The sequence below is a fragment of the Mesorhizobium sp. M1163 genome (assembly GCF_040318415.1).
Classification (GTDB): domain Bacteria; phylum Pseudomonadota; class Alphaproteobacteria; order Rhizobiales; family Rhizobiaceae; genus Mesorhizobium.
This window is the reverse complement of the sequence record NZ_JAMYMF010000002.1, coordinates 19039-32750: the sequence shown is the minus strand read 5'-3', so window position 1 is coordinate 32750 and position 13712 is coordinate 19039. Positions and strand designations below refer to the sequence as shown.

General features: G+C 63.0%; 13 protein-coding genes. 6 read left to right on the top strand and 7 right to left on the bottom strand.

What is annotated here, in order from left to right; genetic code table 11:
• Nucleotides 1-21 precede the first annotated feature (21 nt).
• From NKH43_RS02200 to NKH43_RS02180, 5 genes are all read right to left on the bottom strand, one after another.
• Nucleotides 22-1020, bottom strand: a complete 999-nt coding sequence (locus NKH43_RS02200) for an ABC transporter substrate-binding protein (protein ID WP_352856370.1) — start codon at nucleotides 1018-1020, stop codon at nucleotides 22-24.
• Between the two features lie 60 nt (nucleotides 1021-1080).
• On the bottom strand, nucleotides 1081-1929 hold the full coding sequence (locus NKH43_RS02195; protein WP_023722371.1) for an ABC transporter permease: 849 nt from the start codon (nucleotides 1927-1929) through the stop codon (nucleotides 1081-1083).
• 40 nt (nucleotides 1930-1969) lie between these two features.
• A complete protein-coding gene (locus NKH43_RS02190) occupies nucleotides 1970-3334 on the bottom strand; it encodes an LLM class flavin-dependent oxidoreductase (RefSeq protein ID WP_352494425.1) in 1365 nt (454 codons plus the stop codon).
• A 52-nt stretch (nucleotides 3335-3386) separates the two neighbouring features.
• On the bottom strand, nucleotides 3387-3944 hold the full coding sequence (msuE, locus tag NKH43_RS02185) for an FMN reductase (RefSeq protein ID WP_023722369.1): 558 nt from the start codon (nucleotides 3942-3944) through the stop codon (nucleotides 3387-3389).
• A gap of 722 nt (nucleotides 3945-4666) precedes the next feature.
• Complete coding sequence (locus NKH43_RS02180; RefSeq protein WP_023722368.1) at nucleotides 4667-5959, bottom strand: Nramp family divalent metal transporter; 1293 nt, start codon at nucleotides 5957-5959, stop codon at nucleotides 4667-4669.
• A gap of 236 nt (nucleotides 5960-6195) precedes the next feature.
• Here NKH43_RS02180 and NKH43_RS02175 point away from each other — a divergent pair, with 236 nt between their 5' ends.
• Nucleotides 6196-6501 (top strand): hypothetical protein, encoded by a 306-nt coding sequence (locus NKH43_RS02175; protein ID WP_352856368.1) that lies wholly within the window; start codon nucleotides 6196-6198, stop codon nucleotides 6499-6501.
• 468 nt (nucleotides 6502-6969) lie between these two features.
• On the top strand, nucleotides 6970-9081 hold the full coding sequence (locus tag NKH43_RS02170; protein ID WP_352856366.1) for an alpha/beta fold hydrolase: 2112 nt from the start codon (nucleotides 6970-6972) through the stop codon (nucleotides 9079-9081).
• A 120-nt stretch (nucleotides 9082-9201) separates the two neighbouring features.
• On the opposite strand, the gene NKH43_RS02165 is transcribed toward NKH43_RS02170, so the two are convergent.
• Nucleotides 9202-10056 (bottom strand): aldo/keto reductase, encoded by an 855-nt coding sequence (locus tag NKH43_RS02165; protein ID WP_352451452.1) that lies wholly within the window; start codon nucleotides 10054-10056, stop codon nucleotides 9202-9204.
• A 229-nt stretch (nucleotides 10057-10285) separates the two neighbouring features.
• Here NKH43_RS02165 and NKH43_RS02160 point away from each other — a divergent pair, with 229 nt between their 5' ends.
• From NKH43_RS02160 to NKH43_RS02145, 4 genes are all read left to right on the top strand, one after another.
• On the top strand, nucleotides 10286-10921 hold the full coding sequence (locus tag NKH43_RS02160) for an ankyrin repeat domain-containing protein (protein WP_352856364.1): 636 nt from the start codon (nucleotides 10286-10288) through the stop codon (nucleotides 10919-10921).
• Nucleotides 10922-11066: 145 nt separating this feature from the next.
• Nucleotides 11067-11456 carry an ArsR/SmtB family transcription factor gene (locus NKH43_RS02155; RefSeq protein ID WP_352856626.1) on the top strand — a complete coding sequence of 130 codons (390 nt, stop codon included), beginning with the start codon at nucleotides 11067-11069 and terminating at the stop codon, nucleotides 11454-11456.
• Nucleotides 11453-11986 (top strand): SRPBCC family protein, encoded by a 534-nt coding sequence (locus NKH43_RS02150; protein WP_352592691.1) that lies wholly within the window; start codon nucleotides 11453-11455, stop codon nucleotides 11984-11986. The genes NKH43_RS02155 and NKH43_RS02150 overlap by 4 nt, the downstream gene beginning before the upstream one ends.
• 101 nt (nucleotides 11987-12087) lie before the next feature.
• Nucleotides 12088-12663 (top strand): dihydrofolate reductase family protein, encoded by a 576-nt coding sequence (locus NKH43_RS02145; RefSeq protein WP_352856363.1) that lies wholly within the window; start codon nucleotides 12088-12090, stop codon nucleotides 12661-12663.
• 112 nt (nucleotides 12664-12775) lie between these two features.
• Here the strand turns inward: NKH43_RS02145 and NKH43_RS02140 are convergent, their stop codons facing one another.
• The gene (locus NKH43_RS02140; protein ID WP_352856361.1) at nucleotides 12776-13576 is read right to left on the bottom strand and encodes a class I SAM-dependent methyltransferase; all 801 of its coding nucleotides are present in this window, start codon (nucleotides 13574-13576) and stop codon (nucleotides 12776-12778) included.
• Between the last annotated feature and the right edge of the window lie 136 nt (nucleotides 13577-13712).

Below are 13712 nucleotides of genomic sequence, written 5' to 3'. Positions count from 1 at the left end.
CCCAGCTGCCGGTTGGCCTTGTCAGTTGGTCTTGGTTTCGCCGGGCCGGTAGAGGATGTCTGTTGCCTTCAGCTTACCCTTTGGCAGGCGACCGTCGCGCTCGAGCACGCTGACCCAGAAGTCGATGTCGCGGTCCGCCGCCTTGGCCCCCTGGCGCAGCCCGAAGCCGGTCCAGTAGCGCGCCAGCTCGCCGTTTTCGCCGCGCTTGTCGAGGATTGTCGCGAGCACCTTGCGCGCTTCGTCGGGGTTCTGCAGCGACCAGTCGGAGGCGCGCGCCGATTGCTCGACGAAATTGCGGGCGGCGTCGGGATGCGCGGCGATGAAGTCGCGCCTGAGCACGACGAAGCCGCCGGCCAGTTCGCCCAGCACGTCGGTGTCGTTGAACACGCCACGCACGCCGCCATTGTCGACCAGCGCGCCGGCAAAGGTCGCCTGCCAGTAGCCGAGCGCCGCGATGTCGACCTGGCGGGAGCGCAAGGTCTGTTCGAGTTGCGGTCCGGGCACGACGACGAGATTGGCGGCGTCCGGCGACAGGCCGACGCTGTGCAGCGCCTCGCGCACGGTGTAGTCGAGATGGGCGCCGAGCGTGTTGACGGCGATTGTCTTGCCGGCAATGTCGGCGATCGATTTGATCGGGCTGTCGTCGAGCACGTAGAAGACGCTTCGCACCTTGCCGTTGATGCCGTTGCTCGGATAGGCGGCGACGAAGTCGTTGCCGCCGGAGATCGAATTGATCACGGCGGCGGTTGCGGCCGAGCCGATATCGACGCTCCCGGAGGCCAGCGCAAACAGCGATTCCGGGCCGCCGCCGGAATAGCCGACATTCTCGACCTCGATACCGAGGCCTTTGAAATAGCCGAGCTCGCCGGCAAGCTCATGCGGAGAGATGCTGCCGCGGCTGGCGAGGGAGCGGAACTTGACGGGTGCCGCTTCGGCAAAGGCGAGGCGCGGCAGGCCGGCGGCGAGAAGGCCGGCGGCAAAGGGCGCGCCGGCAAGCAGGGAACGGCGAGTGATTTTCATGGTCCGGTCTTCCTTGGTTCTGGCCTGGCTTGGCCTGGTTGGGAGATGGCGAAGGGGTGGTCAGTCGACGGCATTGCTCCAGCGGCAGAGCCGCCGCTGCAGGCTGACCAGCGCCTGGTTGGCGATCAGGCCGAGGCCGGCGAGGATGACGATTGCCGCAAACATCAGCGGGATCTGGAAATTGTACTGCGCGTTCATCACCTGGAAGCCGATGCCCTTATTGGCGCCGATCATTTCGGAGGCGATCAACAGCAGCAGCGCCGTGGTGGCGCTGAGCCTCAGCCCAACGAAGATCGAGGGCACGGCACCGGGCAGCACGACGCGGCGGAAGACGGTGAGCTGCCTGGCGCCATAGACGCGGGCCATCTCCAGCAGTTTCGGATCGACCTGCTTGACGCCGCCGATGGTGTTGAGCAGCAGCGGGAACAGCGTCGCCCAGAAGATGACGAACACCTTGGAGGCTTCGCCGAGCCCAAGCAGCAGGATGAATACGGGATAGAGCGCCAGCGCCGAGGTCTGGCGGAAGACCTGCAGGATGGGATCGAGCGCGGTCTCGACCGCGCGCACCTGGCCCATGAACAGGCCAAGCGGGATGGCGACCAGCACGGCGGCCGCGAAGGCGAGACCGGCGCGCTGCAGGCTGATGGCGATGTCACCGAGCAGAGTGCCGCCGGCCAACCCCTTCCAAAGTGCCGCGACAATCATGTCGATCGGCGGCAGCACGGCCGTGTTGACCCACCCGGCGCTGCTCGACACTTGCCAGATTGCGAGGAAAGCGATGAGGGCGCCGTAGCGCGACAGGAAGCGGATGCCTGCCCGGCCGCCGAGGCGCAGGAAGTCCGTGCCCAGGCTTGTCGTGCCGTCACGCGTGCCGAGGCTGGCGGCCTGTTCGATGTGCTGCAAGGTCATCGTCTTGCCTCTCGCTTCGAGGGTAGTGGGCTTCTCGGGATTATTCGGCGGCCAGCACGGCCGAGCGGGCGGCGGTCCACGGGTTTTCAGGCCGCCTGAGGCCGAGGTTCTCGCGCAGCGTCCTGCCTTCATAGGCGGTGCGGAACAGGCCGCGGCGCTGCAGTTCGGGGATCACCAGCTCGACGAAGTCGTCGAGCCCGCCGGGCAGCCAGGGCGGCAGGATGTTGAAGCCGTCGGCGGCTTCGTTGCCGAACCATTCCTCCAACTGGTCGGCGACCTGCACTGCGCTGCCGATGACGGTGTAATGGCCGCGGGCCGTCGCCACCCATTGGTAGAGCTGGCGGATGGTGAAGTTGTGCTCGTCGGCAATCTGGCGGATCAGCGCCTGGCGGCTCTTCATGCCTTCGGTTTCCTTGCTCGGCGGCAGCGGGCCGTCGAGCGGATAGCCCCTGATGTCGAGCGTCTGGCCTGCCAGCCCGTTGAGCAGGGCGACGCCGTCTTCGGGCAGGATGAGATCGTTCAGCTGCTGGTATTTGGCGCGCGCTTCTTCTTCGGTACGGCCGACGAAGGGTGCTACGCCGGGCATGATCAGCACCTGCTCGGGATCGCGGCCGACGGCCGCCACGCGGGCCTTGATGTCGCGGTAGAATTCCTGCGCCGACGCCAGGTTCTGATGGGCGGTGAAGATGACTTCCGCCGAGTGGGCGGCGAGCTTGCGGCCGTCCTCCGATTGCCCCGCCTGCACCACCACCGGGTGCCCCTGCACAGGGCGCGGCACGTTGAGCGGACCCTTGACGCTGAAATGCGCGCCCTTGTGGTCGATGTCGTGGAGCTTGTCCTTGTCGTAGAAGCGCCCCGATTTCTGGTCGCGGATGAAGGCATCGTCCTCCCAGCTGTCCCACAGCGCCTTGACCGTCTCGACATGCTCATGCGCGCGGGTATAGCGCTCGGCGTGGGCAGGCTGGGTATCACGATTGAAATTGCGCGCGGTTTCGTCGCCGGCCGAGGTGACGACGTTCCAGCCGGCGCGGCCATTCGACAGATGATCGAGCGAGGCGAATTTGCGGGCGAGCGTGTAGGGCTCCTCGTAGGTGGTCGAGGCGGTGGCGATGAAGCCGAGATGCGTGGTGAGCGGCGCCAGCGCTGCAAACAGCGTCACTGGCTCGAAGCCGGCGATCTTGGCATTGCCGCCTTCGCGGGCGCCGAGCCCGACCGTCAGATTGTCGGCGAGGAAATAGGCGTCGAACAGGCCGCGCTCGGCGGTCAGGGCAAGCTGCTTGTGGAACTCGAAATTGGTGGCACCGTCGGCCGGCGCCTCGGGGTGACGCCAGGCGGCGATATGCTGTCCGCCGCCGGGCAGGAAAGCGCCCAGTTTGATCTGCCTGGATTTCTTGGATCTGGTCATCGCGGCGTGCTCCTGGATTGGTCGGGGAGGGGATCTCGGGTCAGTAGTGCGTTCAGGCGGCAAGGCCGACGCGATAGGGCACTCCGGTTACCCGGCATGCCTCGGCGACCGCCTGCCGGGCGCGGGCATGGATCGCGTCCGACACCAGCACGCCATTGGCAAAGTCCTTGTCGGAGGCGTAGATCGCGGTCGGCACGGTCAGCGCCTCGAAGAAGCCGAACAGCGGCCGCAGCTGGTGCTCGACGATCAGCGAATGGCGCTCGCCGCCGCCGGTCGCGGCGAGGATGACGGGCTTGCCCCTCAGCGATGACGGATCGAGCAGGTCGAAGAAATGCTTGAAAAGCCCGGTATAGCTGCCTTTGAAAGTCGGCGAGCCGGCCACCAGGATGTCGGCGCCTAGCAGCCGTTCGACGATGTTGCGCGCCGCCGGGTCGAGGTCGCCGAGGCGCCTCGCCTGCGGCAGGGACGCGCCGAGATCCTCGATGTCGAAGACGGCCGAGGCCGCGCCAATGCTTTCGGCGGCCTGTCCGACAATGTGGCTGACGAACGCCTTGGTCTTCGATGGCCGGGTCAAATTGCCCGACAGCCCCACCACGAGCTTTTTCGACATTCCTAGCTCCCTCTCAAGCGCTCCACTTCAAGCGATCTATGTTAAGTCTAGAGAGTTTGTAGAATTAAAAGAGCCAGAAAATTTCAAAAGCAGGACGGTGAGCGAACTGAGTTTGCGGCACATCGCCGGCAATTGGTTCATTCAACGCGCCGTACCGCGCTGAAAGATCGCTGCAGCGCCTGCAGCCGCGATAGCGCAGCGCGTCGGACAGAGCGCATGAACAGCTGGCCGGACATATCAGGCAAGTCGCCCTCGGGCGCTCCGGCGCGACGTCGGGGAACCATGTCCTGATGCCACGATCCTGGATGGCCTAGCGGCCCTCGGAGAGGACGCGGCGCGGGCACAGGCCAAGGTGCTGGCGTGGGGTCCGCGGCATGTGGCGAGTCAGGCCAATTTGATTCAAATCCGGCTGTGGATATTTGCTTTTGGGTAAATCGAGGCGGTCATCTTGCCGGCCGGCGGGCAACAGGGAGAAGCCTATGACAAGCGACTTTGCCGCCGCACACCTCCACCTCGAACGAGCCTGCCATTATTTGAGCGGCGAGGACGAGACGAGCCGCACGGCTCGTGCGGCTCTGGATCTCCTGATCGATGCAATTGTCGCGGCGCAATACAAGCGGCCCACGGGCGACGTTGTGGAATTTCCAAGACCGGCAAAGCTGGGACAATCCGCAAGCGGGAACGGGTAATCCAACCGGCGGCGTCGCTTTGCTTCCGCCGGATCACATGAACCAGGTCGCCACCAGGCCGATCGTCGCCGAGAAAATAGCGGCGGTCGTTGCCCAACCGAGTATGTTGGTGCTGCGGCTGTTCACCTGGTCGCCCATGATCCTGCGGTTGTTCGTCATCAGCATGATGAGCAGCAGCAAGGGCGGCGTCGAGAAGCCTTGAACGATGCCGGACCAGACCAGCGCCTTCATCGGATTGAAGCCAAGGAAGTTGAGGCCGGCGGCGATCGCGGTAAAAAATCCGATGGCGAGATAAAATTTGGGCGCCTCTCGAGCCCGGGCGTGCAGGCTGTTTTTCCAGCCGATGGCTTGCGCCACATCATAGGCAGCGCCGGTGGTCATGACAGGAACCGCGAGGAAACCGACGCCAATCACGCCTGCGGCGAACAGAACGCTTGCGGCCTGGCCGGCGAGCGGCCGCAGCGCCTCCGCCGCCTGCGCGGCCGTGTCGATATCGTGGTGGCCCGCCTTGTAGAGCGTAGCACCCGTCGACAGGATGATGAAATACATGATGAGATTTGAAAACATCATGCCGATGAGGATGTCCCGGCGAGAGCGACGGAGTTCGCTGTCGGTGGCGCCCTTCCTTTCCCTGAGCGTTGTCCGCCCCTGGGCAATCTCCTCCTCGACCTCCTCATTGGACTGCCACGTGTAGAGATAGGCGGACAGCGTCGTGCCGATGATGGCGACCAGGATCGACAGGAACTCACGGTTGAATTCGATCCTGGGGAGCAGCGTCCCGCGCAGCACCGCCGCGGCGTCCGGCTTGGCCAGAATGGCGGCACCGACATAGGCGAGCAGCGCCAGCGCCAGCCAGCGAAAGATGTTGCGGATCAAAGTATAGGAGCCGAAGACCTGGAGGGCGAAGATGAGGGCGGCGACGAACAGCACGATCAGCGGAATGGGAAGCGGCACGAATATGTTGATCGCCGCGGCCATTCCACCGAGATCCGCCGCTGCCTCGATGGTGTTGCCGACGAGCACACCCAAAAGCACCGACCAGAGCAGCCACCGCGGGTAAAAGTCCTTGATGACGTGGAACAATCCGCGCCCCGATACCTGGCCGAGCTTCGACGACAGGTAGACGACCGCGTACATCATCGGCAACGTCACCGGAGCCGTCCAAAGCAGGTCGGGTCCGAAACGGGCGCCGGCGCTGGCATAGGTGCCTATCGCGGAACAATCGTCGTCGGCCGCCCCTGTTATCAGGCCGAGGCCGAGCGCGCGGCCTATGCCGCCTTTACCCTCCTCCGGTGGGGTGGAACGATCGGAACCGGCCTGCCTCATTGCGATCGGACCGGGTTGGGAACGAAGGGCGCGGCCTGCCATGCAACAATGCTAACGATCGGTCGGCGCGCTGGTCTCATTTTGCTTCCTTCAACAACTTGCCCAAACCCGGCGCGCCATGACTTGTTCCTCGACGACGGGGCAGGGATTTTGCCTCAGGCAAAAAAGTTCGGGTTGACCGCTTCCGAACGCGAAGCGACTATCCGCGCGAGGCGAAGATCGCAGGAGGAAGTGCAATGGACGAGCCCGATCAGTGGCGCCACATGTCGAGCGCGCCAAGGGACGGCAGCAGAATCCTTGTCACGGTTCGGCCTTCCGAACAGGGGCCGGCCGAGGTCGACATGGCTTACTGGGCCCGCGCCGATCAGTTCGACAGCGAAGGCTGGCGCGCTTCCGATTCGTCTCCAGGACGCATCGTCGAATATGCCGAACCCGAACTGAAGTGCTGGATGCCGCTGCCGTCGGCCAATCTCAGCAAAGGCTCAATGCCGAGCCCGTGGGAAGGCGAAGATGTGCCGCTGGTGGATGGCTCGGGGATATGAAAGGGCCGAATGCCCAGGACCTCCAAGAGCCGATATCCACGGCCACCCGCATTCGCCAAAAGTGCGCGCAAGCTGACCGCGGCGGTCCGGAAATCGAACCCCTGGATCATTGACGCCCGGCGGGCCCGCTGGTTCTCAAGATAGCGCGCGAGCGCAATGTCGTGGCGCAGTGGCCCGCCGCGCGGCTGCGGGTCCTGCCTTGAATCATCATGCCAGATGGGCCATTCCGTCGGGGGTAGCACAGCGTCCTCCTGAGATACCAGTCTCCCGACACTTGTCTTCCCTGCGTCGTGAGAAACGCGGTGGAGCCAGCGTGAAGGATTCGTGAAAAACACCAGGCCGGGCGAAATGACGGTTGAAATAGAGGCAAGTACAGGAAAGGATCGCAAAGAAGCTGTGGCTGTGGCGGATCCGATGGCGCACCCTCATCTCTGTCTGTTAGGCGGCTTTGACTTTGCCGGAGGAGCGGTGGCCCCGGTTTTCAGCCGCAAGGCTCGCGCCATGCTGGCTTATCTCGCCCTGCAATCCGGACACTCCCAATCGCGCGAGAAGCTCGCCGCGCTTTTGTGGGGCGGCAACAGCCAAACCCAGGCCCGAATGAACCTTCGACAGGCCCTATCCGCCATAAGGAAAGGAATGGGCGCATCCGATGGCGAAAGGTTTCTGAGCGACGGCGACAGCATTACGCTCAATCTCGACGATCTTGATTTCGACGTCGCGCGGTTCGAGTCGCTGGCCGCCGGCTCCGACCCGGAGCAACTCGAGCAAGCGCTCGTCGTCTATCGTGGCGACCTCCTGGACGGGTTCGGCCTGAAGGAGGAGCCGTTCGAAGATTGGCTCAGAGTGGAGCGCGAGCGATTGAGGGCAATCGCAACCATCGTGCTGGAGAAGCTCGTCGCGCACTATTCGGCAACGAATGATCTTCCATCATGCCTGCGGGCGGCGGTGCGCCTGCTGGCTTTGGAGCCCTTACGGGAGGATATCCACCGAGCCCTGATGCGGACCTATGCCGCCCAGGGCCGCTTTAACCTCGCGCTGAAACAGTATGAGCGCTGCCGTGATGTGCTGCAACTGCAGCTCCGCTTGCAGCCCGAGCCGGAGACCCGGCAACTCTATGATGACCTGCGGACGCGCCGCGTGACGCCGCAAGCCGCTACCCGGATAGCCGCCTCGGTGTCGCCTTCCCAGACACCGCCAACGTCGGCAGCCCGAACAGGTGAGCGGCCGGCGTCCCGGGCCGAGCCGATGCGCCCCGCGACCCACTATGTCAAATCGGCCGGAATCAACATCGCCTATCAGGTAACCGGCGACGGGCCGGTCGACCTGATCTATGTGCCTGGGTGGGTCTCCAACCTCGACCTTGCCTGGTCATCGCCGCGGCTGGCGCATATGCTCCAGCGTCTCGGTTCCTTTGCCCGCCTGATCCGTATGGACAAGCGAGGCACCGGACTGTCCGATCGCAATGTTGGTTTGCCAACGCTGGAAGAGCGGATGGAAGACATGCGAGCGGTGTTGGATGCGGTCGGATCAATGCGAACGGTTCTGTTCGGCAGCTCCGAAGGGGGGCCTATGTGCATGCTTTTCGCGGCGACCTATCCCGAACGAACAGCGGCTGTCGTGCTCAACGGAACCTATGCCAGCGGCCGATGGTCGCCGGATTATCCATGGGCAAGGACAAGCGAGCAGGTAGAAGAAGATCTGACCGCCGTCGAGAGACAGTGGGGGGAGCCGGCGGACATGAGCAACGCCGCGCCCAGCCTGATGAACGACAGTTTCGAGAGAGAATGGTTCGCCGCCTATCTTAGGAATTCAGCCTCGCCTGCCGACGCGGTCGCGCTCTGGCGCTGGGGCACTGAAATCGATGTTCGCGCCCTTCTCCCAACCGTTCACGTCCCGACACTGATCGTGCAGACGGCGGGCGACCGCTGGGTAAAACCGGAAGAGGGGCGCTACCTGGCAACGCATATCGAAGGCGCCAGATACATTGAGCTTGCCGGCCGTGATCACGTAATCTGGGGGGAGAATTCCGATCGTTTGGTCGACGAGATCCGGGCTTTTGTCACCGGCTCGCTGCCGGCAACGTCGAGCGAGCGCGTGCTTGTGACGGTGCTGCACATGGAAATCGTCGGGTTGCCGCCGGCTCCCGTCAACGCTAGCGACCGGGCGCGGCGCGATCTGATGCAGCGACACGACGACGAGATACGCAACGAATTGCATCTTGCTAACGGTCAGGAAATCAGCCGCACCGGAAACGGGTTTCTCGCGGTATTTCTGCGACCAACGCGGGCGATCCAATGTGCAATCGCGGTCCGTCGTCGAATGAAGAGGTTAGACCTTCAGGTTCGCGCGGCAGTCCATATTGGCGAATGCGAAAGGCGCGGAGACGACTTCGCCGGTGTTGCAATTCAACTGGCATCACATCTGCTCGACGTTGCCGGACCGGGCGAGATCATCGCGTCGCGCACGGTTCGTGATCTCGTGGCCGGTTCCGGCCTGGCTTTTGAAGAGCATGGCGAGATGGAGCTTGCAGGTGTTCCCGGCAGCCTGCAGCTTTTTTCCGTCAGTGAACCGGCTGCCTGAGGTCCCGCTGGGTTGGGATATGAGCCGGAGAGTTCAATAGGCCGGCGGGACAGCGCCCCCCTCTGTCCTGCCGGACATCTCCCCCACAAGGGGGGAGATCGGCAGCTTCACTGTCGGCCCTCAGAACAGGAATGCGGCTGTAGCGGGGTTTGGGCCGGTGCGGCCGTCGGGCGAATCCATGCCCCGGATAAGCTCGAGGTCTTTCGCTTCCAGCTCGAAATCGAAGACGTCGAAATTGGCGGCGATGCGGTCCTGGTGGATCGACTTTGGAATGACGATCAGCCCTTCCTGAAGATGCCACCTGACGATCGTCTGCGCCACCGACTTGCCGTGTTTCCTGGCAATGCTTTCAAGCGTCGGATCGCTCAACAGCCGGCCGCTGCCCAGCGGGCTCCAGCTCTCGATGCGGATGTTGTGCCTGTCATGAAATTCGCGTTTGTCACGCTGCTGGAAGCGGGGGTGGAGCTCGATCTGGTTGACGGTAGGCGTGACGCCGGTCTCGCCGATGATCCGTTCGAGATGGTCCTGGTTGAAGTTCGAAACGCCGATCGACTTTATGCGGCCTGATTGCCTGAGTTCGATCAGCGTCTTCCACGCCTCGACATATCTGTCCTGGCTGGGCACCGGCCAGTGGATCAGGAACAGGTCGATCTGTTCGATGCCGAGCTTGCTCATCGTCTCGTCGAAGGCGCGCAAGGCGGCGTCGCGCTGATGGGCGCCGTTGCGCAGTTTCGAGGTAATGAACAACTCGCTTCTCGGCACGCCGGCCGAGCGGATCGCCTGCCCGACACCTTCCTCGTTCTGATAGCCTTCGGCGGTATCGATCAGCCTGTAGCCGGCCTCGATCCCCCAGCGCACCACCTTGGCCGTGATGGCTGGATCGACCTGCCATACGCCAAGGCCGATTTGCGGAATGGCGGAGCCGTCGTTCAATCTGATCTGTTCAGGTCTATTCAGAGTAATCTGTTCAGGCATGTTCACGTCCTTCTGCATCGGTCCGCCCGGCGCACGCTCTATCTAGTCTGGATGACCGCCAAAGCGAGTCAATATCAGGAGAATGTGAGGAGACGGACGTGAAGCGCTGATCTCGATGTCCGTTCGGGCCGACAGCGTTCCAGCTTTTGACCCATTGGACTCCAGTACAGGAGCCGCCATTATCGCGGATAATGTGGTATTCTATCGACTATCCGAGGAGGCGACTGCGTTGACCAACAGCTTGGAAGCCGAAGGGGCAAGAGACTGGTCGCCTCTGCTGGTCGCGGCAGAAAACGGCGATGCGGAGGCGGTTCGATCGGAATTGGCGGCTGGCGCCGATATCAATCAGCCGGACGATGGCGGCTGGTCTGCACTTCACCTTTCAGCCCTCAATGACCACACAGCTGTGGTGGAGGCGCTGATCGAAGACCCGGAAATCGACGTGAATTCCAGAAACAAGTGGAAGAGCACGCCCTTGAGCCTTGCGTCCGCCAGGGGACATTACGCGTGTATCTCAGCCCTGGTGAAACACCCCCAAATAGAGATCAACGCGCGAGCTGACTACTACGGCAGAACGGCTCTTATCGAGGCGGCGAAGAACGGGCATCTCGAAGTCGTCAAGTTGCTCGTGGAGAATGGCGCGGAAGTAAATCTGACCGACAAGACGGGGAGAAACAACGCGCTCATCGAGGCTATCAAGGGGCGGCACTACGAGATCGCGGAATACCTGCTGGATTGTGGGAAGGTGAGCTTTATCAACAAGGAGATGAGGCTAAACGCCCTGATCTGGGCTGGCAGCTGCCACAACCCTCAGCTTATCGAAAAGCTGGAAGCCGCGATCCATGCTTTCTTCGAAGGCAAATAAGGGCCTCGCCCTTACTGTCGCGGGGCGCGTCCGTATCTCCCGTCACGTCGACGCGCTCGATGGCGCAAACAGCCCCGCAGCGCTTCACATAAATTATTCAACCAAACGGTTGACTATCTCAAAGCGTGCGCCTATATTCAACTACATGGTTGAATTAGAGACATCCCAGATGGACGCGGTTTTTCACGCCCTTGGCGACGCCACCCGCCGGCACATGCTTCGCGATCTCGCCGATGGCGAGAAAACGGTAAGCCAGCTGGCGGAACCCTTCGTGATGTCGCTCGCGGCCGCCTCCAAGCACATCAAGGCGCTGGAGAACGCAGGGCTTATTCATCGAGAGGTGAGGGGCCGCACGCATTTGTGCCGACTAGCCCCTGGACCCCTAGCCAGCGCACATCAGTGGCTCGGCTTCTACGAGCGCTTCTGGACCGGTCGTCTCGATGTTCTCGAACGCCTTCTTCGCGAAGAGGACGCACGCAAAGCCCAGGATGAGCCCAGGAAATCGCCCAATCCGAAAGAAGGAGACGAGCAATGAACCAGATGAGAACCATCGGCGCCTATGGCGAGCTGACCGAGCCCGCCACGTTCACCATCCAGCGCCTTTTGCCCGGCCCCATCGAGCGCGTCTGGGCCTATCTCACCGAGAGTGACTTGCGACGGCAATGGATGGCCGCAGGCCAAATGGAAATGAAGGCCGGCAGCTCGTTCGAGTTCGTCTGGCGCAACGACGAGCTGACCGACCCGCCTGGCCAGCGCCCCGCGGGTTTCCCCGAAGAGCATCGGATGGAGGGCCGGATCACCGAACTCGATCCGCCGCGCAAGCTTTCGATCACCTGGGGAAACACCGGCGGCGTCTCCTTCTTGCTGGAGGCGAAGGGTAGCGATGTGCTGCTCACCGTCGTCCATCGGCGCCTGCCGGAACGCGCAATCCAGCTCAACATCACTGCCGGCTGGCACATACACCTCGACCTGCTGGCCGCCCGCCTGGCGGGCAAGACACCGACCTCGTTCTGGGACGGCTGGAGCCGCCTGCGGGAAGAATACGACCGCCGCCTGCCGGCCTGATGTAACTCGCGGCGGCCATCCCTGAGGTCGCCGCCAGCCACACGAAGCAACGATGAACCGATGAAACGTGCTTGCATCCCGCAAGCCTGATGGAGGAAGTCATGCGTAAATTGATTACTGGAATGAAAATTTCCGTCGACGGCAAGATGGAGGGACCCGAGGGCTACGCTGATTGGGTCGATGCGTGGTCTGAGGAATACGGCCTGACGCCGCAAATCGATGCCTGCCTGCTTGGCAGCGTCATGTATGCCGGCTACGAGCGCTACTGGAGCGCCATCCAGAACGAGCCCGACAAGCCGCTGCCGATGACCGGCAAATTGCCGAAGCCGGCCGAGCTCGAATGGGCCCGCTTCGCCGCGCAGACGCCGCATTATGTGCTGTCGAACACAATGACTTCGGCGGCCTGGCCAAAGACGCGCTTCGTGCGGAATTTCGAGGATATCGCTGCGCTGAAACAGCAGCCCGGCAAGGACATCTACCTTATGGGCGGCGCCCGAATTACTGCGAGCCTTATCGATGCCGGGCTGGTCGATGAACTCAGGCTGATCGTCTATCCGCTGCTCGCCGGTGAAGGAAAGCCGCTGTTTGGAACGGCGAAGAATCGTCGTGGGCTCGAACTGCGCAAGGTCGAACAGCTGTCGGACGGCCGCGTCGGGCTGGTCTACGGGATCGGCTAAAGCCGTCGCGCTCGATCGGCCTCATGCGACGCTACTTTAGGTTCTTGTTTTTATGCATGTCGTTATCGCAAAACCGCTGCACACTTTTGCGCGACGTGCGTTAGCGCCAACGTCAGGCAACGATACCGCGGCAGGCCCAGGCGACATTGGCAAAGGACCTCGGGCCGTCGGGCCGGCCGGCCTCGTAGGCGTCGCGCATGGCGGCGTCGGTGCGCGCCCGCTCGTCCGGGTCGAGCGTGGCCACGTACTTGCCGAGCGGTCCTTCGCCGGCGGCAATCGGCGCCCAGTAATCGTCGAAGTTTTGATAGTCCATGCGGATCATCAGCTCAGTCTCGGCAACGTCGCGGAGACCCTGCTCGACAAAGGTCCGTTTCATTTCGCCCGGCTGCATCATCGGCTGGGTGCAATAGCGGGCGCGCAGCTGGCGTCCGCCTTCGCTGAGCACCGCCACCGTGTCGATCATCATGCGCATCCCCGGCATGCCGCCGAGATGGTCCCATACCGTCGCCGCGACCACACCGCCCGGCCGCACGACGCGACGCATCTCGGCGACTGCCTTGCCGGCTTCGGGCACGAAATGGAGCACGAGCAGCGCCAGGGCGCGGTCGAACGCGTCGTCCCCAAAGGGCAGGGCGCAGGCGTCCGCCTGGCGGATTTTTATCCGCGGATCGGTGTTGCGCCGGATTGCCTCCTCGACGAAAACGGCCGAAAAGTCGATCGCGGCGACCTCACCGAGGTCAGCGGCCTTGACGAGCGCGAAGGTCAGGCTGCCGGTGCCGCAGCCGACGTCGAGGATCGTTTCGCCGTCTTTAAGCCCCGCGAAGTCGATGAACAGAGGCGCGAGCCTTTGGCTCCAGCGGCCCATGAGCTGCTCATAGCCGGCAGCGTGATGAACGTTGAAACTTGAAGCCATCGATCCCTCCCTTAGCATAAGCTAAACCTCGACACAGCGATTGCCAAGGCGGGCATTCGTCCCACCTTGGGGCGGCCGCTGGCGAAAGCTAACCTGCGGATGCCGGGTTGTTTCGCGGATTGATGTCTCCGAGCCG

Excerpts from the sequence above, each read along its gene's own strand:
- NKH43_RS02175 (WP_352856368.1), top strand. The coding sequence starts at position 6,196 with ATGGACGAGCCCGATCAGTGGCGCCACATGTCGAGCGCGCCAAGGGAC.
- NKH43_RS02155 (WP_352856626.1), top strand. The coding sequence starts at position 11,067 with ATGGTTGAATTAGAGACATCCCAGATGGACGCGGTTTTTCACGCCCTT.
- NKH43_RS02180 (WP_023722368.1), bottom strand. The coding sequence starts at position 5,959 with ATGAGGCAGGCCGGTTCCGATCGTTCCACCCCACCGGAGGAGGGTAAA.
- NKH43_RS02140 (WP_352856361.1), bottom strand. The coding sequence starts at position 13,576 with ATGGCTTCAAGTTTCAACGTTCATCACGCTGCCGGCTATGAGCAGCTC.
- NKH43_RS02200 (WP_352856370.1), bottom strand. The coding sequence starts at position 1,020 with ATGAAAATCACTCGCCGTTCCCTGCTTGCCGGCGCGCCCTTTGCCGCC.
- NKH43_RS02165 (WP_352451452.1), bottom strand. The coding sequence starts at position 10,056 with ATGCCTGAACAGATTACTCTGAATAGACCTGAACAGATCAGATTGAAC.
- msuE (WP_023722369.1), bottom strand. The coding sequence starts at position 3,944 with ATGTCGAAAAAGCTCGTGGTGGGGCTGTCGGGCAATTTGACCCGGCCA.
- NKH43_RS02150 (WP_352592691.1), top strand. The coding sequence starts at position 11,453 with ATGAACCAGATGAGAACCATCGGCGCCTATGGCGAGCTGACCGAGCCC.
- NKH43_RS02190 (WP_352494425.1), bottom strand. The coding sequence starts at position 3,334 with ATGACCAGATCCAAGAAATCCAGGCAGATCAAACTGGGCGCTTTCCTG.
- NKH43_RS02195 (WP_023722371.1), bottom strand. The coding sequence starts at position 1,929 with ATGACCTTGCAGCACATCGAACAGGCCGCCAGCCTCGGCACGCGTGAC.
- NKH43_RS02145 (WP_352856363.1), top strand. The coding sequence starts at position 12,088 with ATGCGTAAATTGATTACTGGAATGAAAATTTCCGTCGACGGCAAGATG.